Origin of the sequence: Microtetraspora malaysiensis (genome assembly GCF_001528665.1) — a bacterium.
In the GTDB taxonomy this organism is placed as follows: Bacteria; Actinomycetota; Actinomycetes; order Streptosporangiales; family Streptosporangiaceae; genus Microtetraspora_A; species Microtetraspora_A malaysiensis.
On the sequence record NZ_BBYJ01000023.1, the window covers coordinates 96,409 to 115,546 of the forward strand.

At 71.5% G+C, this 19,138-nt stretch carries 16 protein-coding genes; 1 reads left to right on the forward strand and 15 read right to left on the reverse strand.

The window, feature by feature from the left end; translation table 11 throughout:
* Positions 1–52: 52 nt before the first annotated feature.
* The 10 genes from AWQ71_RS28145 to AWQ71_RS28190 all read right to left on the reverse strand — a co-directional run bounded on the left by AWQ71_RS28145 (position 53) and on the right by AWQ71_RS28190 (position 13,436).
* Entirely contained in the window at positions 53–1,516 is a 1,464-nt protein-coding gene (locus tag AWQ71_RS28145) for an FGGY family carbohydrate kinase (RefSeq protein WP_067138377.1), read from the reverse strand.
* Complete coding sequence (locus AWQ71_RS28150; RefSeq protein WP_067138379.1) at positions 1,509–3,179, reverse strand: glycerol-3-phosphate dehydrogenase/oxidase; 1,671 nt, start codon at positions 3,177–3,179, stop codon at positions 1,509–1,511. The genes AWQ71_RS28145 and AWQ71_RS28150 overlap by 8 nt, the downstream gene beginning before the upstream one ends.
* On the reverse strand, positions 3,176–4,237 hold the full coding sequence (locus AWQ71_RS28155) for a Gfo/Idh/MocA family protein (protein ID WP_067138380.1): 1,062 nt from the start codon (positions 4,235–4,237) through the stop codon (positions 3,176–3,178). Before AWQ71_RS28155 ends, AWQ71_RS28150 begins: the two co-directional genes overlap by 4 nt.
* 20 nt (positions 4,238–4,257) lie before the next feature.
* Positions 4,258–5,136, reverse strand: a complete 879-nt coding sequence (locus AWQ71_RS28160; protein ID WP_157570618.1) for a carbohydrate ABC transporter permease — start codon at positions 5,134–5,136, stop codon at positions 4,258–4,260.
* Positions 5,129–6,004 (reverse strand): carbohydrate ABC transporter permease, encoded by an 876-nt coding sequence (locus AWQ71_RS28165; protein ID WP_067138382.1) that lies wholly within the window; start codon positions 6,002–6,004, stop codon positions 5,129–5,131. Before AWQ71_RS28165 ends, AWQ71_RS28160 begins: the two co-directional genes overlap by 8 nt.
* A 167-nt stretch (positions 6,005–6,171) precedes the next feature.
* Complete coding sequence (locus tag AWQ71_RS28170; RefSeq protein ID WP_084259383.1) at positions 6,172–7,488, reverse strand: ABC transporter substrate-binding protein; 1,317 nt, start codon at positions 7,486–7,488, stop codon at positions 6,172–6,174.
* Positions 7,485–8,324, reverse strand: a complete 840-nt coding sequence (locus AWQ71_RS28175) for an IclR family transcriptional regulator (RefSeq protein WP_067138384.1) — start codon at positions 8,322–8,324, stop codon at positions 7,485–7,487. Before AWQ71_RS28175 ends, AWQ71_RS28170 begins: the two co-directional genes overlap by 4 nt.
* A gap of 96 nt (positions 8,325–8,420) precedes the next feature.
* Positions 8,421–10,109, reverse strand: coding sequence for a dihydroxy-acid dehydratase (locus tag AWQ71_RS28180; RefSeq protein ID WP_067138386.1), 1,689 nt, complete (start codon positions 10,107–10,109; stop codon positions 8,421–8,423).
* Positions 10,109–11,557 carry an NAD-dependent succinate-semialdehyde dehydrogenase gene (locus AWQ71_RS28185; protein ID WP_157570619.1) on the reverse strand — a complete coding sequence of 483 codons (1,449 nt, stop codon included), beginning with the start codon at positions 11,555–11,557 and terminating at the stop codon, positions 10,109–10,111. The genes AWQ71_RS28180 and AWQ71_RS28185 overlap by 1 nt, the downstream gene beginning before the upstream one ends.
* A gap of 4 nt (positions 11,558–11,561) precedes the next feature.
* Positions 11,562–13,436 carry a thiamine pyrophosphate-binding protein gene (locus AWQ71_RS28190; RefSeq protein ID WP_067138388.1) on the reverse strand — a complete coding sequence of 625 codons (1,875 nt, stop codon included), beginning with the start codon at positions 13,434–13,436 and terminating at the stop codon, positions 11,562–11,564.
* Between the two features lie 261 nt (positions 13,437–13,697).
* Between AWQ71_RS28190 and AWQ71_RS28195 the strand changes: the two genes are divergently transcribed.
* Positions 13,698–14,570, forward strand: a complete 873-nt coding sequence (locus tag AWQ71_RS28195; RefSeq protein ID WP_157570620.1) for a hypothetical protein — start codon at positions 13,698–13,700, stop codon at positions 14,568–14,570.
* Positions 14,571–14,617: 47 nt separating this feature from the next.
* Here AWQ71_RS28195 and AWQ71_RS28200 read toward each other — a convergent pair whose 3' ends face one another.
* The 5 genes from AWQ71_RS28200 to AWQ71_RS28215 form a co-directional block, all read right to left on the reverse strand.
* Positions 14,618–15,715 carry a HEAT repeat domain-containing protein gene (locus AWQ71_RS28200; protein ID WP_245658521.1) on the reverse strand — a complete coding sequence of 366 codons (1,098 nt, stop codon included), beginning with the start codon at positions 15,713–15,715 and terminating at the stop codon, positions 14,618–14,620.
* Positions 15,716–15,894: 179 nt separating this feature from the next.
* Entirely contained in the window at positions 15,895–16,287 is a 393-nt protein-coding gene (locus AWQ71_RS28205) for a VOC family protein (RefSeq protein ID WP_067138395.1), read from the reverse strand.
* Positions 16,288–16,323: 36 nt separating this feature from the next.
* A complete protein-coding gene (locus tag AWQ71_RS28210; RefSeq protein ID WP_245658522.1) occupies positions 16,324–17,670 on the reverse strand; it encodes a PAS domain-containing protein in 1,347 nt (448 codons plus the stop codon).
* Positions 17,671–17,999: 329 nt separating this feature from the next.
* On the reverse strand, positions 18,000–18,125 hold the full coding sequence (locus tag AWQ71_RS44480; protein ID WP_281196276.1) for a hypothetical protein: 126 nt from the start codon (positions 18,123–18,125) through the stop codon (positions 18,000–18,002).
* A gap of 289 nt (positions 18,126–18,414) precedes the next feature.
* A complete protein-coding gene (locus AWQ71_RS28215) occupies positions 18,415–19,113 on the reverse strand; it encodes a PRC-barrel domain-containing protein (protein WP_067138399.1) in 699 nt (232 codons plus the stop codon).
* Between the last annotated feature and the right edge of the window lie 25 nt (positions 19,114–19,138).

A 19,138-nucleotide genomic window follows, 5' to 3' on the forward strand; every position in this document is an offset into this window, starting at 1 on the left:
GGCGCCATGGTCGCCTGCCGCGTTGTCTGACCTCCCGCTCCTTGCCCGCAGATCAGGCCAGGCCGAACGAGCGGGACAGGGCGTCCTTCCAGGCGCGGCGTTCGCTTTCCCGCCGGTCCGCCGACCACCGGGGCTCCCATTCGTCGTCCGTGCCGACCAGGCCGCGCACTTCCTCGGTGGAGCCCCACACCCCGGCCGCCAGCCCGGCGGCGAACGCGGCCCCGAGCGCGGTGCTCTCCCGGCTCGCGGCCCGGCTGACCGGCAGGCCGAGGACGTCGGCCTGCGCCTGCATGCACACGGCGCTGCGGGTGACCCCGCCGTCCACGCGGAGCGCGGCGGGCTCGACGTCCATCGCGTCCAGCACGTCGGCGGTCTGGTGGGCGATCGCCTCCAGGGCGGCGCGGGCGACGTGGGCGCGGCCGATGGCCGCGGTCAGCCCGACCAGCACGCCCCGGGCGTCGGCGCGCCAGTGCGGGCTGAACAGCCCGGAGAACGCGGGGACCAGGTAGACCCCCTCCGTGGAGGCCACGGTGTCGGCGAGCGTGCTCGCCTCCTCCAGGTCGCCGATGACGCCGAGGCTGTCACGCAGCCACCGGATCAGCGACCCGGCCACGGGCACCGCGCCCTCGATGGCGTACGTCCGCCCGTGCCGGCCCAGGTCGTATCCGAGGGTGCCGAGCAGGCCGGTGGCCGAGCCCGGCCGCTCCCCGGTGTTCATCAGCAGGAAGCTGCCGGTGCCGTAGGTGTTCTTGGCCTCGCCCGGCCGTACGCAGCCGTGCCCGAGCAGCGCCGCGTGCTGGTCGCCGAGCACGGCCCGGATCGGCAGGCCGCCAGGGCCGGCCGCGGCACCGGGATCGATCGTGATCTCGGCCAGTGCGGCGGCCGGGACGCCGAACAGCTCCAGGAGCTCGGGATCCCATGCCGAGGTCTCCAGACCGGCGAGCTGGGTGCGGCTCGCGTTGGTCGGGTCGGTGAGGTGCACGGGGGCGTCGAGCAGGTGGCGCAGCAGCCAGGAGTCGATCGTGCCCAGCGCCGCCGACCCGCTCTCGGCCGCCGCCCGCAGGCCGTCCACCTCGTCGATCAGCCAGCGCATCTTCACGGCGGAGAAGTAGGTGGCGAACGGCAGGCCGGTGCGGTGGACGACCTCCGCCTCCCGTCCGGTGGCGTGGGCTCGGGCGACGAGCTCGGCCGTACGGGTGTCGTGCCAGACCACGGCGGGGCTGAGCGCCTTCCCCGACGCGCGGTCCCAGGCGAGCGTGGTCTCCCGCTGGTTGGTCAGCCCGACGGCCGCCAGGTCGGTGACGGCGAGCCGGGCCTCCCGCAGCGCCTGGTCGATCACCGCGCGGGTCCGGAGCAGGATCTCCTCGGGGTCCTGCTCCGTCCAGCCGGGCCGGGGGTGGCGCTGGCCGTGCTCGGCCTGGGCGTGGGCGACCACCGTGCCGCGCTCGTCGTACACGAGGAAGCGGGTGCTGGTCGTGCCCTGGTCGATGGCGCCGACCAGCGCGCCTCTACTCATGTCCCGACTCACGTACGGCCTGCCGGGACAGGTCGGCCATCAGGGACGCGGCCTCCCGGTCGTCCGAGACGGCCAGCGCCTCCCGCTCGGCGCGCACCTGCCGCAGGTAGTCGTCGACCTCGGCGCTGACGCGTTCGCCGGACCAGCCGAGTTCGGCCGCCATCAGGGCGGCGGCGTCCGCGGCGGCGGTCTCGCCCCGGTCGGGCGTCTCCGTCGCCACGCGCAGCCGCCGGACCAGCACGTCCGCGAGGTGGCGGGCCTTCTCGTGCCGTGCCGCCCACACGACCTCGGCGCGCAGGTGGCGCGGCGCGCCGGCCAGCGGCTCCAGCAGGCCGGGTACGGCACGGGCCTGGTCGAGCAGGTCCTCGGTCTCGTCGCCGTACCGGCGCAGGAGGCGGCCGATCGCGGCCGAGTCGAGTCCGCTGCGCTCGGCCAGCCGTTCGGCGCCGGCGCGGGTGGCGGCATACCAGGCCGCGCCGAGCAGCGGAAGGCGGTGAGTCTGCGAGGGCGCGATCTCCTCGCCCTGGAACGCGGCGTCCACGGCGTCGGCGGCCATGACCCGGTAGGTGGTGAGCTTCCCGCCGGCCACGGCGAACACGCCGGGCGCCTGCCGGACGACGACGTGTTCCCTGCTGATGGACGCGGTGGAGCCCGCCGACTTCGCGCTCACCAGCGGCCGGACCCCGGCGTACGTGCTGATCACGTCGGCCCGCCCGATCGGGCGCGCGAGCAGCCGGTTGGCCTGGCCGATCAGGTAGTCGACGTCGGCGGAGGTGGCGGCCACCTCGCCGGGCGCGGCCGGCCAGGGGGTGTCGGTCGTGCCGACGATGACCCGGTCGCCCCAGGGGATCAGGAACAGCACGCTGTTCGGCGTACGGCCGATCACCGCGGTGGAGGTCTCGATGGCGGACCGGTCGACGACCAGGTGCACGCCCTTGGACATGGCCACTCTCAGCCCGCCGGAGAGGCCGAACCGTTCCCCGGCCAGGCCGGTCCACGGGCCGACCGCGAAAAGCACCCGGCGCGGGCGGAGCCGTACCTGCTCGCCCGTCTCGGCGTCGGCCACCTCGACGAGCGGCCGGTCTCCTTCGGTGCGGACCGCGTCCACCCGGGCCCCCGGCACGATCAGCGCGCCGTGCCGTTCGGCGGTGCGGGCCAATGCCACGGTGAGCCGGGCGTCGTCCACCTGCGCGTCGAAGTAGCGGATCGCGCCGGTCACGCGGCCAGGGTGGAGGGCGGGGGCTTGGGCGAGGGTGGAGGCCCGGCCGAGGTGCCGGTGCCGGGGCACGCCGGAGGCGCCGGCCAGGGCGTCGTAGAGCGCCAGTCCGGCGCCCATGTACGCCCGCTCCCACGCGGGCCGGGTCAGCGGGCAGAGGAACGGCACCGGCCGGACCAGATGCGGCGCGATCCGTTCCAGCAGCAGCCGGCGCTCCCGCAACGCCTCTCTGACCAGCCCGAACTGGAACTGTTCCAGGTAGCGCAGCCCGCCGTGGACCAGGCGGCTGGACCGGCTGGACGTGCCGGAGCCGAGGTCCCCCTGCTCCACGAGCCCGACCCGCAGCCCCCGGGAGGCGGCGTCGAGCGCGGCGCCGCAGCCCGTCACTCCGCCGCCGACCACCAGCAGGTCGAGCGGCGCGTCGGCCAGCTCCGCCAGGGAACTCATCGGCCGGTCACCGCCGGGGCGGCCGCCCGGCCGGTGCGGGCCGACTCCTGCGCCGCGAGCGCGAAGGCCAGCACCTCCCGGCCCTGCTCACCGGTGAGCGCGGGCGGGGTGCCGTTGAGTAGGGCGTCCACGAAGTGCCGCCCGGAGCGGACGAAGCTCGTCTCCCAGCCGGTCGGCATGTCGTCGTACTTGGTGGTGACGCCGTCGCGGTGCAGGACGACCGGGGCGACGTCGAGCATCCTGCCGTGGCCACGCGTGACCCAGATGACGCCGCGGGTTCCGGTGATCTCCACCCGGTCGTCCTGGGCGTAGTGCACGGTGTCCAGCTTGAGCTCGGGTGAGTGGACGACCTCCAGCGAGCCGACCGCGCCGTCCGGATGCGTCCAGCTCACCAGGGACGGCGCGTCGAGCAGCCCGTCGTACGTGCTGCCGATGAACGCGTGGACCCGGTCGGCCAGGCCGAGGAAATGCCAGGCGATGGCGAACTTGTGGTGCCCGTCGTCGAAGACCAGCGGACCGCCGCCGCACTGCTCCGGATCGATCCGCCAGGCGCTGGCGGCGGCGGGCACCTCCCAGGCGGTGGGGCTCCAGCCCGGGTTGGACTTGAGCCGGATGCTCCGTACCTCGCCGATCTCGCCGGCCTCGATCAGCTCCTTGGCCCGCTGGATGGGCGGGTAGAAGACGAAGTTCTCGAACACCTTGAAGACGACGCCGCGCTCGGCGGCCCGGGCGATCATCGCGTCGGCGTCGGCCAGGCTCGTCGCCATCGGCTTCTGCAGCGAGACGTGCTTGCCGGCGTCCATCGCGTCGAGGGCCACGCGGGCGTGCAGGTGGTGGGGGACGAGGATCTCCACCATGTCGACGTCGTCCCGGGCCAGAAGTTCGCGGTAGTCGGCGTGCCGGTCCTGCTCGGCCACTCCCCAGGCCGCCCCGCGGGTGTCGCGGTTGTCCGCCACGGGGTCGCAGACGGCCGTGATCACCGCCTCGGGGTGCTCCAGGTACGCCTGGGCGTGCAGGTCGGAGATGCGGCCGCAGCCGATGATGCCTACGCGGATCACTGGAACTCCTGAATCTTTGTCTAGCCCTTGACCGCCCCGGCCGTGAGACCGGCGATGAAGTGCTTCTGGAAGGCGATGAAGATCGCGACTGTGGGAAGGCTGGCGAGCACGGCCATGGCCGCCTGCACGCCGTACGCGACGGAGAACTGGCCCTGCTGCTGCAGGATGCCGACCATCACCGTGCGCATGGTGTCCGAACGGGTGAAGACCAGCGGGTAGAGGAAGTCGTTCCAGATGAAGGTGAACTGGAGCGTGGCGAGGGCCGCCAGGGCGGGCCGGGTCATCGGCAGCACGATGGAGGCCAGGATGCGCGGCTCACTGGCACCGTCCACCAGGCCGGCCGCTCGCAGCTCCATCGGCAGGCTGCGGAAGAAATTACGCATGACCAGCGTGCACAGGGAGATCCCGTAGCCGGAGTGCACGATGATCATCGGCCACAGGGTGTCGTACAGGCCGGTCGCGTTGAACCCCTGGAACAGCGGGATCAGCAGGATCTGCGGCGGCACGAACAGCCCGGCGAGCAGGAAGAACCCGATGAGTTCCCCGCCCCGGGGCCGCAGCACGGCGATCGTGTATCCGGCGAGGGTGCCCAGCGCCACCGAGATCGCCGTCGCCGGCACCGTCACGAGGACCGAGTTGAGCAGGTAGCGCCCGGTGCTGCCGACCGTGAACGCCTGCAGGTAGTTGTCCAGCGTGAGGTTGCCGCTGGGCGCCCACAGGCCGTTGGCGGCGATGTCGGCGTCCGATTTGAGCGAGGTGTACAGCACGCCCAGGCAGGGGACGAGGAACAGCACCGCGAACCCCAGCAGCGCCGCCACCAGCGGCGCTTTCGACGAGCGCTCCCGCGCGCCGGCCGCCGCCGGGATCGCGGCCCGGCCGGCCAGAACGGTCTCAGGCATGCCGGTCCCTCCACGAGTTCCAGGCGAAGAACAGTCCGATGATCACGATCGAGACGACGAACAGGACGATGGACACCGCGCTGCCGTAGCCGAAGTCGTAGGTCTTGAACGACACGCGGTAGGCGAGCACGGCGAGCGTCTCGGTCTGCCGGAACGGTCCACCGCCGGTCATGACGTACACGATGTCGAAGCTCTTCAGCGCGTTGATCAGGCTGAGCGAGGTGACCACGACGAACGACGGCCGCAGGGCGGGCAGCACGACCGCGCGCAGCCGCTGCCAGGCGCCGGCGCCGTCCACCTGCGCCGCCTCGGTCAGGTCACGCGAGACCCCGGTGAGACCGGCCAGGAAGATGACCATGGCCAGGGTCACCTGCTGCCAGCCCCAGGCCACCATCACCGCCCACAGGGCCGTGTTCGGGTCGGACAGCCAGGCGTGTCCCCACGACCCCAGCCCCAGCGCGTTGAGCACGATGTTGAGCAGGCCGTCCTCGGGCCGGTAGATCCAGAACCAGATCTGGCCGACCACCACGAGGGACAGCGCGAGCGGCAGGAAGAAGAACGATTTGATCAGCTTGGCGAACCGCGTGATGCGGTTCAACGCCAGTGCGAGCGCGAGACCCACCGTGGTGGGCACCACCACGGCCGCCACCGTCCAGATCAGCGTGTTCCGCAGCGCGCGTAGAAAGCTCGGGTCCGCGGCCATCCGGCGGAACTGGTCCAGCCCGACGAAGTCACCGCCGCCGACCGCGTGCCAGTCGGTGAAGCCGTGGGCGAAGGAGTACAGCGCCGGCCACACGACAGTGATCCCGTACGCGAGGAGCGGTGCGGCGAGGAACCCCCAGGCCCACCAGGTGCGCCGGATCGTCATCCGCGCGTGCCTCCTTTCTGTCGAGGGGTGTGTGCTCGTCGCGCCGGCGTCCGGCGGCCGCTGAGCATGAATAGGATTTCGGGATTTTTAGGGATATTTCGGGCGGTCAAGGTCCGGGCGCCGCATGGTGGACGGCACCCGGACCGCCGCCGATCAGAAGTCGCCGATCAGGAGCCGCCGAACACGCCGTCGGCGGTGCTCTGCGCCTCCTTCAACGCGGACGCGGCGTCGGCGGGGTTGTTGACGAACTGCGCGAGCGCGTTGAGCCCGGCGTCGGACATCTCCGGCGTGGTCGCCAGGTCGTAGTTGAAGGCGAAGACGGGAGCCTCACCGACCACCTTGGCGGCCTTGTGCATGACCTCGTTCTGCGAGCTCAGGTCGGCCTTGGGGTTCGGAGCCAGGGCGCCCTGGGTGAGCGCGACGGCCTGCTGCGCCTCGGCCGAGGCCAGGCAGGCGAGCACCTTCTCGGCCCCGGCCTTGTTCTTCGCCCCGGCCGAGATCGCGAACCCGTCCACCGGGCCGAGCGAGGCCTGCGGAACGCCGGGAGTGACCTCCGGGAAGGGGAAGAAGTCGTACCCCTCGCCGGCCTTGACGTTGTTGCCGTCCCAGTAGCCGCTGATCCACGTGCCCATCAGGGTCATCGCGGCCTTGCCGGAGGCCACCATGTCACTGGCGTCGGGCCAGTCGTAGCCGTTCGGGTCGGAGTTGAAGTAGCCCTTGTCGAAGAGCTGCTTCCACCGGTCGAACGCCTCGGCCACCTGCGGGTCGGTGTACTTGGCCTTGCCCGCCATGAGCTGCGCCCGGTAGTCGGGCCCCGCCGTACGGAGGAGCAGGTAGTCGAACCAGAACTGGGCCGGCCAGCGGTTCTTCGACCCGAGCGCGAACGGCGTGACCCCGGCGGCCTTGAGCTTCTCCGCGGCGGTCATCATCTCGTCCCAGGTCTTCGGCATCTCGGTGATCCCGGCCTTCGCCATGACCTTCGGGTTGTAGAACATGCCGACGTAGTGGTAGTCGAGCGGCAGCAGGTACTTCTTCCCGCTGTACGTCGCCGCGGCCTGGGACAGCGCCCCGGGGATGGCCTGGTCGAGGCTGGCCTTGGCCCACACGTCGTCGAGCGGGGCGAGGCGCTGCTGGTCGACGAGATACTGCGTCTTGGCCCCGGCCCAGTACGAAAGCAGGTCGGGCGGGTTGCTGCCCGCGAGCTGGACCAGGATGGCGTCCTTGAACGCCTCCTGCTCGGCCGGGCTGTTCTTGATCTTCTCGCCGGACTGCTTCTCGCAGATCGACAGCACCTGGGCCATCGCCTTGCTGCCGCCCTCGTCGCTGAAGTAGTGCACCATGCTGACCTCGCCGGCGGCGGCCGTGGAGCCGGAGGCCCCCGCCCCGGCGTCCGACCCGCAGGCGGAGGCGAAGAGCGCGGCGGCCGACGCCGCCACCGCCAGTTTGACCGCGCGCCGGTGACCGGCAACGCTGCTGTTCGTCATCCGTGGATCTCCGTGGGTGTCGGTGGGTGGGCGTCGAACTTCGCGGGGACGCGCCCACCCATCTGCTGGGTGATACGGAAGGCGGCGACCGCGACCAGGTGGCCGAGGTCGCCGATCCTCGCGAGCGTGACTCGCGAGGCGGGCCCGGAAATCCCGATGGAGGCCAGCGGGACGCCGTGCAGGTTGAAGATCGGTGCTGCGACGCACCGGACGTCGAGGTTGAGCTCCTCGTCGTCGATCGCGTAGCCGCGGCGGCGGACCTGCACCAGGTCGGCCGCGAGGCTCTCAATCCCCGTGTGTGTACGCATCGTGAACGCGGTGAACGGGTCGGGCAGCAGCTCGGCCAGTTCCTCCGCGGTGGCCGTGCAGTACAGGGCCTTACCGGTGGAGGACGCGTAGATGACCGGCTGGGCGCCGATATCGGTCTCGACTGTGATCCGGCCGCCGGGCTGCCGTTCCTGCGCGACGTACACCCCGCCGCCGCGCGTCCTACGAGCCAGATGCACCGCCTCGCCGCTGGCCGCCGACAGCTCGCGCATGATCGGCCCGGCGGTGCCGACGAGGTCCACCCCACGTAGCACCTGGCCGGCGAGCGAGATCATCCGCGTCGAGACCCGGAAGATTTTGGTGGCCGGGTCCTGCTCGACGTAGCCTCTGTCCTCCAGCACCCGCAGCAGCCGGTGCACGTTGCCCTTGTCCGCGTTCACCTCGCGGGCGAGCGCGGTGACGCCGAGGCCGTCAGGGCGCCGGGCGAGGGCTTCGAGGACGTCGAGCCCCGTGAGCAGGGCACCGGCGGCGCGGGAGGCGGGCAGGGAGTCGGTGGTCGGGTCAGCCATAGGCGTAGTCAAGTGGTCCTGTTGTCCAGCCGTCAACCCTGTTGTGTCGGATCGGCGCACATCGTCCTCCTCTCGTGACTGATCGCGGGTCAGGGCCTAACAGACATCGAAGTCGGCGCCCTCGTGGGCCTGCAGCACGTGGTCGTGGTGCAGCCGCCGCCAGCCCCGCGCCGGCGGCTGCGGCGGAGTCCACTCCGCCTGGCGGCGCGCCAGCTCCGCCGGATCCACCAGCAGCGACAGCTCCCCCGCCGCCGCGTCGAGCCGGATCGGATCGCCGTCGCGCACCAGCGCCAGCGGGCCGCCGACCGCGGCCTCCGGGGACACGTGCAGCACCACCGTCCCGTACGCGGTGCCGCTCATCCGGGCGTCCGACACGCGCACCATGTCGCGCACGCCGCTCCTGGCCAGCTTCGCCGGGATCGGCAGCGACCCGGCCTCGGGCATGCCCCCGCCGACCGGGCCCGCGTTGCGCAGCACCAGTACGGAATCGGGAGTGACGGGCAGGTCCGGGTCGTCGATCCGGCGCGCCGCGTCCTCGGGCGACTCGAAGACGACGGCCGGGCCTTCGTGCCGCAGCAGCGTCGGCGAGGCGGCCGACACCTTGATCACCGCGCCGTCCGGCGCGAGGTTGCCACGCAGCACCGCCAGCGCGCCGGTCGGGCCGAGCGGGTCGTCCAGCGTGCGGATGGTGGTCTGCCACGCGGCGGGCGGGTCGACCTCGGCCAGCCGGTCGCGCAGCGTGCCGCCCTCGATCACCGGGACGTCCAGGTCGAGCAGCGGCTCCAGCGCCTTCATCAGTACCGGGACGCCGCCCGCGCGATGGAGGTCCTCCATGTATCCGACGCCCGACGGCTTGCAGTCGACCAGCAGCGGCACCCGCGCGGCGATGCGCGCCACGTCGTCCAGCCCGAACGGCAGGCCCGCCCGCCTGGCCACCGCCAGCAGGTGGATCACCGCGTTGGTCGAACCGCCCAGCGCCAGCAGCACGGTGACCGCGTTGGCCAGGGCGCCCGCCGTGACGATGGACGACGGCCGCCGCTCCGTGCGGGCGGCCTCGACCGCGACCCGCCCGGAGAGGGCGCCGGCACGGAGCCGGTCGCCGGTGGGGGCCGGGGCGGTGGCGGTGCCCGCCGGGCTCATTCCGAGAGCCTCCGACAGGCAGGCCATGGTCGAGGCGGTCCCCATGACCATGCAGGTGCCGCCGGTCGTGGCGAGCGCGCCCCGCACGTCGGCGATGTCGTCCGCGTCCAGCTCGCCCGCCCGGTGCTTGGCCCACATCGAGCGGCAGTCGGTGCACGCGCCGAGCCGCGTGCCGCGCCAGGTGCCGGTGAGCATGGAACCCGCCACGAGCTGCACCGCCGGGACGTCCGCGGACATCGCGGCCATGAGCTGGGCGGGCACGGTCTTGTCGCACCCGCCGACCAGCACCACCGCGTCCATCGGCTGGGCCCGGACGAGCTCCTCGGTCTCCAGCGCGGCCAGGTTGCGGAAGAGCATGGAGGTGGGCGACATGAGGATCTCGGGCAGGGACATCGCCGGGAAGGTCACCGGCAGGCCGCCCGCCTCCAGCACCCCCCGCGCGACCGCCTGCACGAGCTGCGGCATCTCCCGATGGCAGGTGGTGAAGCCGCCGCTGGTGTCCGCGATGCCGACGACCGGCCGGTTGAGATCGCTGTCGTCGTATCCGGCGGAGGCGAGGAACGCCCGGCGCAGGAAGCGGCTGAACCCCTCGTCGCCGTATGAGGTGAGCCCCCGGTCGACGCCACGCGCGTCATGAAGCTCCATCAGGCACCCCTCAGCCGCATGTTGATGTACTTGGCGACGGTGTAGTCGTCCAGGCCCTCGCTGCCGCCCTCGCGGCCGAAGCCGGACCGCTTGACCCCGCCGAACGGCGCCTCCGCGGTGGCGATCGCGAGCTCGTTGACCCCGACCATCCCGGTCTCCAGCTCCTCGCAGGCCCGGAAGGCGGTGGTCAGGTCCTCGGTGAAGACGAACCCCGCCAGACCGTACGGCGTGGCGTTCGCCCTGGTCAGGGCCTCATCGAAGGTCGTGAACGTGCTGATGGGCGCGATCGGGCCGAACGGCTCCTCGATCATCACCTGCATGTCGTCGGACACGCCGGACAGCACGGTCGGCAGGTAGAAGTGCCCGCCGGGCAGGTCGGCCGGGCCGCCACCGGTCAGCACGGCCGCCCCGCGGGCCGCCGCGTCCTCCACCAGCGCGTGGACGGCCGCCAGCCGCCGGGCGGTGGTCAGCGGGCCCACGTCGGTGGCCGGGTCGCGCCCGTCTCCGAGCTTGAGCGCCCGCGTCTCCGCGACGAACGCCGCGGCGAAGGAGTCGGCGACGTCCGCGTGGACGAGGAACCGGCTGGGGGAGATGCACACCTGGCCCGTGTTGCGGAACTTGGCGCGCGCGCACAGTCGCGCCGCCCGCTCGGGGTCCGCGTCGGGGAACACCAGGACCGGCGAGTGGCCGCCCAGCTCCATGGACACCGACTTGATCCCGTCGGCGGCCAGCCGCAGCAGCTCCGCGCCGACCGGCACCGAGCCGGTCAGGCTCACCTTGCGGATCACGTCGGAGGCGATCAGGTGACGGGAGATGGCCGGACCGTCCCCGGTGACCACGTTCAGCACTCCGGCGGGCAGCCCGGCCGCGTCGGCGATCTCCGCGATGAGCAGGGCGGACAGCGGCGCCTCGGCCGGGGCCATGACCACCACCGAGCACCCGGCGGCCAGCGCCGGAGCGATCTTCCGCACCGGGAGCAGCGCGGGGAAGTTCCAGGCGGCGAACGCCGCGACCGGCCCCACCGGCTCGCGGCGGACCAGGATGCGAGTGTCCGGGTCGCGTGCCTCGACCGTCCGGCCGTACACGCGGCGGGCCTCGTCGGCGTACCAGTCGAACTGGTCCGCGGTGGCCAGCACCTCGCCCTCGGCCTGCGCCAGCGGCTTGCCCTGGTCGAGCGTCATGACCATGGCGAAGCGGGCGGCCTGCGCGCGGATGCCCTCCGCGATGCGGCGCAGCACCCGCGAGCGCTCCCAGGGCTGCGTCCGTCGCCACACCGCGAAGCCGTCGGCCGCCGCGGTCAGCGCGAGGTCGAGATCGTCCGGCCGGGCGACGGGCAGCTCGGCGAGAAGCGCGCCGTCGGCGGGGTTGTGCACCGGGAACGTCTGTTCCGCGGTGCGCCAGGCGCCGGCGATGTACATCGCGGCGGGCGGAAGCGGGGGATGGCTCACGGGTTCACAGTCCGATCTCGTGGCGCAGCTCCTGGGTGTCCCCCACCCAGTTGCCGACGTTCCAGCGGCCGTAGGAGGGAAGGCCCCCGTCCGGGTCGGGCCCGAAGTACACGGGGACGTGGATGATCGACAGGCCGGAGTGGGCGCGGGCCTTGTCCAGCGCCGCCCGCAGCTCCTCGGGCGTGGTGCCGCCGAACAGGGCGTTCACCCCGTTCACCGAGGCGCCCCAGGCCACGTAGTCGACCGCGACGTGGTCCCAGGTCGCGTGGTCCTTGCCGTACTGGGCGATCTGCAGGCTGGAGATGGCGGCCATCCGCCGGTTGTCCAGGACGACCACGCATCCGGTCGCGCCGTGCGCCACGCCGTCGATGAGCACCTGGGGGTTCATCGTGAACGACCCGTCGCCGGTCACCGCCACCGCGTACCAGTCCCGGTCGGACATGGCCGTGGCCAGCACCGCGCTCGTGGCGAAGCCCATGTAGCTCGCGCCCGCCTCGGTGAACGACGCCCCCGGCTCGTCCTGGGCGGACATCTGGAAGCCGTACGCCTGGACGTCGCCGGCGTCGAAGAACGTGACCGCGCGCGTCTCGGCCGCCCACTCCGCCACCGTGTGCACGGCGGCGGGCTGGGTGAGCACCTCGCGACCCCAGACCGGGTCGTGCAGCCGGGGCCGGGCCAGCCGGGCCGCCTTGAGGTCCTCCCAGGCCGCCCTGGCCGCCTGGCACTCGGCGAGCCATTCGCTTTCCTGCCGCGCGCCCTCCGCCGCCTCGGCCCGGACCGCCTCGATCAGGGCGGCCAGGCTCAGCCGGGCGTCGCCGACGAGGGCGCTGGTACGGGCGTAGTGCGTGGCGGCGTCCAGGTCGGCGTTGATGTTGACGACGTGCCGGACGTTGGGGTAGCCGGTGCGGGAGGAGTCCGCCTGGCAGACCGAGCGGGTGCCGACGGCGAGCAGCAGGTCGGCGTTCTCCATCGCGTGGTTGCCGCTCAGCGAGCCCTTGGAACCGCCGACCATCATCTGCCGCGGGTGGCCGGAGGGGATGATGCCGAGGCTGATCGGCGACATCACGAACACGCCGTCGACCAGGTCGGCCAGCTCTTCCAGCTCCGCCCGGCACTCCGTGGCGCCGCCACCCACCTTGATCACCACGCGCCGGGCGTCGAGCAGCCGGCGGGCGATCTCCGCGTACGACGTGGTGGGGTTGGCCTTGCCGAGTCGCGGCGGCGCGCCGACCGGGAGCTCGTCGAGGTTGAAGTCCTTGATCAGCTCGGGCTGAGTGTTCAGCGGCAGCAGCAGGAAGAAGGGGCCCGGACGGTACGGATGGTCGACCTGGTTGAGGCCGCGGCGCAGCGCCGTCGGCAACGCGCGCGGCGTGTGCAGCGAGTAGGACGGGCCCATCGTCGCCGTCAGGCGGAGGAACAGACCCTGCTCGGCGCGCGGGATCTGCTGCATGTTGGGGCCCTCGTCCTCGGTGGTCTCGTCCCCGTAGATGTGCCAGACGCCCACGCCGTCGCTCGCGGCCACGAGGGAGCCGGCCATCGCCTGGAGCGCCCCCGGGCCGATCGAGGTGACCACTGCCACCCCTTCGCCGGTGACCCATCGCAACGCCGTTGCCGCATGCGACGCCTCGGTCTCGTGCCGGACGGCGAAGGTCCGCAGCACGCCCGCGTCCTGGTAGACGCGCAGCACCTCGCCCAGCTCGGTCGAGCCGTGGCCGAGCACGACGACGAACCGGGTCACCCCCTGCCTGAGCAGTCCGAGAACAACCGCCTCCGCCATCGTCACGTCGGCCCTGCGCGGCAGATCACCGCGCTCCAGAGCCGCTTCGAAACCCCCGGCGCGCGCGATCGCCGCTGCCCGCGTGACGCGTTCAGCAGTCATCCTGCTTGCTTCCCCCTCCACCGCACTCCTTCGATGTCGTGGACGTAGCGGCGAAGCTACAACAGTGTTGCGTCACCAGCAATACTTGACGCGGAATTGAGGGTCCATTTCGCCCAAAACGGTCAGTCGTGTTGTTCTATTAACAACGCGACGCGAGATTTGTTGTCTTGATTACAACGACGCCGGGGGCGCGGGTCGGGGCCGGGTGCGTGTACTCGTCTGCTCACGACGGGAGTGGAATTCTGTAAAGATCGTCAAATGATGCGATTGGCCGCGACACTTCTGATGGTGGTGCCGCTTCTCGCTGGCAGCTCTGCTCTGTATGGACCGCGCACGTTTATGGAACAGGTCGCGCAAGCCGTCTCCACCTGGCGGACCACCGGTGCCGCGGAGATCTGGCGCACGGGGTTCGTTCCGCTTGAGGACCTGAGCAAGATGCCGCAAAAGGTGCGCAAGCAGATCGGGCACGATGAGGAGTACGGGTGGGTGGTGGCCGGCCCGCTCCCCGCTTCGCCGGCCGGGGCGCAGGTCCGCTGGGACGACGGGTCCACGATGCAGGTCCCCGTGATCGGGCCGAGTGAGGCGTTGGTGGCCGTTTCCCCCTGGCCCGAGGAATGGATCTGGCCCAGCCGGCACACCTATCCGGATGGCGAGGCGTACAAGCTGACCGGCGCCACCTTCACGACCATGCGGCTGAAGACCCTACGCGGCATGGCGACCGTGCCCGCGTGGCGTCTGCACTTCTCGAACCTTCCTGGCCCGATCGACCACGTTGCGGTCGATCAGAAGGCGGTCGGTGCCATCGAAGACGCCGTGGGCGACTCTCTGCCAGGCGACATCACAGATTTCGAGGTGCTCGATGAGCGCACGTTCCTGGTGAAGTACGACTACGGCTCCTGCGGAGGTGAACCGCTCGACGTCACCCTACGAGCCGACGAGCAGCCGGACGTCGTGGTCCTGGGAATCGACGTCCCCAGCCAGGGCTCCGGCCCCTGCGCAGGCACTGGCAGGCTGGGCCAGGACGTCATCAGGCTCGACGAACCGCTGGGCGACCGCGTGGTGTTGGACGCGACAAGCAGGCTCCCCGTCCTCTGTCGTCGCGCGCACAACGCCTGTCGTGCCGGGCGCGGATGACGCCCGCCCACGGGCGTCGGCACGCTGACCAAGTCGCGTTCGCCGCATCATGTCAGCGCGTCGAGGCCCGCGTAGGCCCGGCACTCCGCGCGCGTGCTCGGCAGATTCCAGGCCCGCACGATCTCGACGAAATTGCCCCAGCGCCAGGTCTCCGGCCCCAGCTCGGCCAGGACGCGTACGACCCGCTGCTGCGGCTCGGTCAGCTCCTCGAACGGCGGCAGCGGACGAGGCGCGCCTTCCCCGAACGTCAGCCGCAGCGCCGCCGTGGCCATCGAAAAGGTCGCGACCTCCGCGCTATGCGACAGGCCCTCCAGGACGGCGTCGACGGACTCCGCCGGCAACTTGGCGTCCAGCGCGGCCAGTGTCTGCGACGCGTAGGCGCGCGGATCGCCCTCCAGGAAATGCACTCCGGGCGCCACGTCTGCTTCCGGCGGGTCGACGCTGGCCGACGCCAGCGCGCCGATGATCTCGGGGTCGAGGACGTCGAGCCGGGCGAGGGCCACGGCGGCGGCCCAGCGCAGCAGCGGCTCGGGACCGCTGAGGTGCTCGCGCAGCCGTGGAATCAGCTCCGCGTCCGACAGCAGTCCCGCGGAGATGATCGCGTTGGCCGTGACGCCGGTGACGATCTCGGATGCCAGCAGAGTCCGGAGCGCCAGGACGGAATCGGCCGCTTCCTCCGGGAACCAGCCCAGCAGGTACGCCGTGGCGGACCGGGTCTCCGCATCGTCGTCGCCCAGCAGCCGGCGAAGCCCGGGTATCTCGGCCCGGACCGCGTCGTAGACGCCCAGCTCGTCTTGCGCGTATCGGAGCGATTCGGCGTGGTCGAACATGTCCCGCCGCCAGTTTCGGACCCGCCGCTCGCCCTCGTCCTGGGCCGCCTCGACCCACTCGTCGATCTTGCGCAGCTCCTCCGCCGGGTCGGCGGCACGCATCCGCCCGACCTCGGCCCGCCAGCCCGCGATGTCGACGCCGCGGGGCAGGTGCGCCTCGTCGTATCCGATCGCCATCGAGGCGAGCAGGTGCACGATCTCCTGACGATCGTCTGTCGCCGGATCGACGGCGAGCCGGGCCAGGAACGGCACCGCATACGCGGTCGCCTGGTATCGGCTGCCCTGGTGGAAGATGTTGCCGTACAGCTCGTGCACGGCGCGTTTGCGCTCGTCATGAGACTCGGAGCGCAGCGCCTTCAGCAGTCCCGGGAACGTCGTCCGCGGGACCGTAGGCGTGACTCAGCGCCGCCCAGTCGAGCTCGTCCAGCCCAGCCAGGACATCGCGATCACCCATGGCGTGAAGTGTGCCAGCCGCCACCGACATCCCACGGGCATCAGGCGGGGCCGAGCAGGTCCCAGCGGTTTCCGGCGATGTCGACGAACACGGCGACCTGTCCGTACGGCTCGCTGCGCGGCGAGGTCACGAACTCGACGTCCGCGGCGACCATCCGCCGGTAGGCGGCGTCGAAGTCGTCCACCCGGAGGAAGAACCCCACCCTGCCGGCCACCTGGTTCCCGACGGCCATGGCCTGCCGTTCTCCGTCGGCGCGGGCGAGCAGGACGCCGGTTTCCGCGCCCGGCGGGCGGACGACGACCCACCGCTTCGGGCGGCCGTCGTTCGTCAAGGAGGGCGAGTCCTCCACCAGGTCGAAGCCGAGGACGCCGACGAAGAACCCAATGGCTTCGTCGTAGTCGTCCACGACGATCGCGAACAAGTCGATCTTCATGAGCTGATCGTACGGGTGCGCGTCCGGAGCGGAAGGTCAGGCCGCCTTGTGGGAGCCGATGGCTCCGGCGCGCACACGCGCCACCTGCGTCGCGAGGGCGTCCACGTCGAACGGCACGGCCGCCGACTCGAACGCCCGGCCCAGCGCGTGCAGCATGTCCATGCCGTCCCAGCTCGCGGCGAACTCCTCGTCGATCGGCTGCATCAGGTCGCCGAGCGCGCTCTCGGCGCGGTTGCGCATCACGAGGATCCGCCACTGCCCGACGAAGCGGCGGAACTCCACCAGTCGCTGGCCGGCGACGGCGATCTCGGAGACGATCTCGTGCAGTTCCTGGTTCACCTGCTGCGCCCGCTCCGACATCTCCAGGACGCTCTCGTGTACGGCGTCGCAGAGCAGGGGCGCCTCGTTGAGCGAGGTCGACGGCGCGAGGCCGTCCACGACCTCGGCCGCGAAGGCGGCGACCATGTCGTTGTGCACGTTGGCCAGCGCGATCCGGAACCGCAGGTCCGTGACGTACGAGCGCAGCGCGGTGAGCCGGGGCACCAGCCGCTCCAGCGTGTCCACGGCGGTGTGGGTCGGCGTGGCCATCACCCGGGCGACGTTGTACAACACGGGGGCGGTGTCGGCGACCCGCTCGGACGCGGCCTGGGCGGCGGCGACGGTGTGGTCGAGCCTGCGGGAGATGTCGAGCACCTGGGTGGACGACCGCAGGAGGCGGTCGCTGAGCACGCGGTAGCTCTCCAGTCGCTCCACCAGGTCGGTGAGCATCGCTTCGAGCGCGCCGGTCCCGGCGAGCACCTCTCCTATCGGCCCGCGCGCCTCGGGGCGGGCGTACGTCGACGAGGCGAGCCGCCCGCGCGTCGCGATCTCACCGGTCAGCGCCTCGGTGAGGAAGTCGTCGTGCGAACGGAATCCGAGCTCGCCCAGCTGCTGCTCAAGTTGCCTGATGCCGACCTGTGCGACCTCGCGCCGGTTCATCCCGTGGCGTTCGGCCGCTTCGACCTCGGCGTCGGCGACGTACTTGTAGATCCGCTTGACCTCGTCGAACAGCTCGGACTCGGGGGCCATCCGGACCGAGAGGAAGCCCTCCGCCGAGGGCGTCATCGTGGCGAAGACCCAGTAGTTGCTGCCGTCCTTGGCCAGGTTCTGCACGTACGCGCCGGCCGGGCGGCCGGAGAGCAGGCGGTCCCACATCAGCCGGAAGACCCCGGCCGGCATGTCGGGGTGGCGCACGATGTTGTGCGGGGCGCCGGTCAGCTCGTCGAGGGAGAACCGGGAGGTCCGCACAAAGACAGAGTTGCCGCTGCGGATCAGCCCACGCCGGTCCGTGGTGGAGAAGAAGAGCTCCTCCGAACCGATGAACTGCTCTGCCCCTGTGGGCATGCGAAACTCGCCAAGACTCATGGTGCCTCCCCGATCTCCGGCGGAGAGACTATCCGCAGGTGATCGGGGTCCCGAAACCGGCCACGCGGCCGACGTTCGCCGAGTCGGCCGGTTGATGCGGGTCGTCCGACCGTCCGTACGCGGCGGGACCGGCGGGGGACGCGGCCGCTATTCGCGGGAGCCTCGAAGATCTATTCGCGGGAGCGTCGAGGTCTATTCGCGGGGAGCGTCGAGGGACGAGGGCTATTCCTCCGGCCTGACTTCCGCTGTGACACTCGTTTCTGTTGACCGCCTCTCGCGCTGTCGTTTTGTGACTTCAGCGGTGGGGGTCACCTTTCCCGTCTGCCCCAAATCGCGACCCTGACGGTGAGGACGACCAGGGCGACCGTCAAAGTGACGATGACCAGCAGGATCGTCCCGATGAGGGTGAATTCCACGGGGTCGAGATCGCTCACGGTGGACTCTCCTCGCGTCACTGTGGGGCCTCCCCGATCCGCTCGCGATGATGGCACGTTCCATGTGAATCAGGAGTGGAATTCCGCGGAACGGCGACCTATGACGCCACATCGCCGTCGGCCGGCGAATTCGCGTGAGAGCGCGGGGCGCGGGGATTCCGGCCGCGGCGAATGCGATAGAGGGATGACGCCTGTTCCGGCCGGGCCGAGGTGGTACGGCACAGGCCCGGAGGGGTGACCTCCGGGCCTGTGCCGGGCGATTTCGCGGTCCTGATCGGCCCGCCGCCCATCAGAAGGGGCGTCCGGACTGTCCCGTGTCGCCGAAGTCGTCCCGCTTGGCGTCGGGACGCTCCCCGCGTGACTCCCCGGGCCTCAGGTACCGGCGCAGGCGTACGCGGAACGGTTCCCGCGTCCTCTGCTCGGGCTGGATCGACGCCCTCTCTCCGGGCTGGAACGACTCTCCCGGCCGTCGGGTCTCTTGGGGACCCGTCACCGGCCCGCCCGTCGTCTCTCCGGGTCGTATGGTCCCTTCGGGGCGGGTGGTGCTTTCGGGGCGTATCGTCCCTTCGGGACGGGTGGCCGTTTCGTCTCTGAAGCCACCGGCCATGCGTTCCCGCTCCTGCTGGCCCGCGGTGTGGGCCCAGCCGGTGCCGGGCTCGTTGGCCTGCTCCCAGCTCATGTCGTAGTAGCGGTAGAGCTCGCGCTCCTGCTCCACGGACAGGTGGCCGCCGGCGTCCACGTCGACGTGGGGCGCGCCTTTGACCCGCTCCTTGTCGTACGGGACCTCCACATGGTCTTCGACCAGGTCGGCGTTACGGATCGGGACGAACGTCTCATGGCTGCCGAACAGCCCAGTCTTCACACAGAGCCATTCCGGCTGCCCGGTGTCGTCATCGAGGAAGACGTGTTTGACCTCGCCGAGCCGCTGCCCGCCGGTGCCCTGGACCGGGATGTCCAGCACCCGTGGGATCTGCTCCTGGGTGATCATCTTCTCCTCCGTCCTTCGCTGTCCC

Coding starts and splice junctions, on each gene's coding strand:
- AWQ71_RS28145 (WP_067138377.1), bottom strand. CDS start 1,516: ATGAGTAGAGGCGCGCTGGTCGGCGCCATCGACCAGGGCACGACCAGC.
- AWQ71_RS28150 (WP_067138379.1), bottom strand. CDS start 3,179: ATGAGTTCCCTGGCGGAGCTGGCCGACGCGCCGCTCGACCTGCTGGTG.
- AWQ71_RS28160 (WP_157570618.1), bottom strand. CDS start 5,136: ATGCCTGAGACCGTTCTGGCCGGCCGGGCCGCGATCCCGGCGGCGGCC.
- AWQ71_RS28165 (WP_067138382.1), bottom strand. CDS start 6,004: ATGACGATCCGGCGCACCTGGTGGGCCTGGGGGTTCCTCGCCGCACCG.
- AWQ71_RS28170 (WP_084259383.1), bottom strand. CDS start 7,488: ATGACGAACAGCAGCGTTGCCGGTCACCGGCGCGCGGTCAAACTGGCG.
- AWQ71_RS28175 (WP_067138384.1), bottom strand. CDS start 8,324: ATGGCTGACCCGACCACCGACTCCCTGCCCGCCTCCCGCGCCGCCGGT.
- AWQ71_RS28180 (WP_067138386.1), bottom strand. CDS start 10,109: ATGGAGCTTCATGACGCGCGTGGCGTCGACCGGGGGCTCACCTCATAC.
- AWQ71_RS28190 (WP_067138388.1), bottom strand. CDS start 13,436: ATGACTGCTGAACGCGTCACGCGGGCAGCGGCGATCGCGCGCGCCGGG.
- AWQ71_RS28195 (WP_157570620.1), top strand. CDS start 13,698: ATGCGATTGGCCGCGACACTTCTGATGGTGGTGCCGCTTCTCGCTGGC.
- AWQ71_RS28205 (WP_067138395.1), bottom strand. CDS start 16,287: ATGAAGATCGACTTGTTCGCGATCGTCGTGGACGACTACGACGAAGCC.
- AWQ71_RS28210 (WP_245658522.1), bottom strand. CDS start 17,670: ATGCCCACAGGGGCAGAGCAGTTCATCGGTTCGGAGGAGCTCTTCTTC.
- AWQ71_RS28215 (WP_067138399.1), bottom strand. CDS start 19,113: ATGATCACCCAGGAGCAGATCCCACGGGTGCTGGACATCCCGGTCCAG.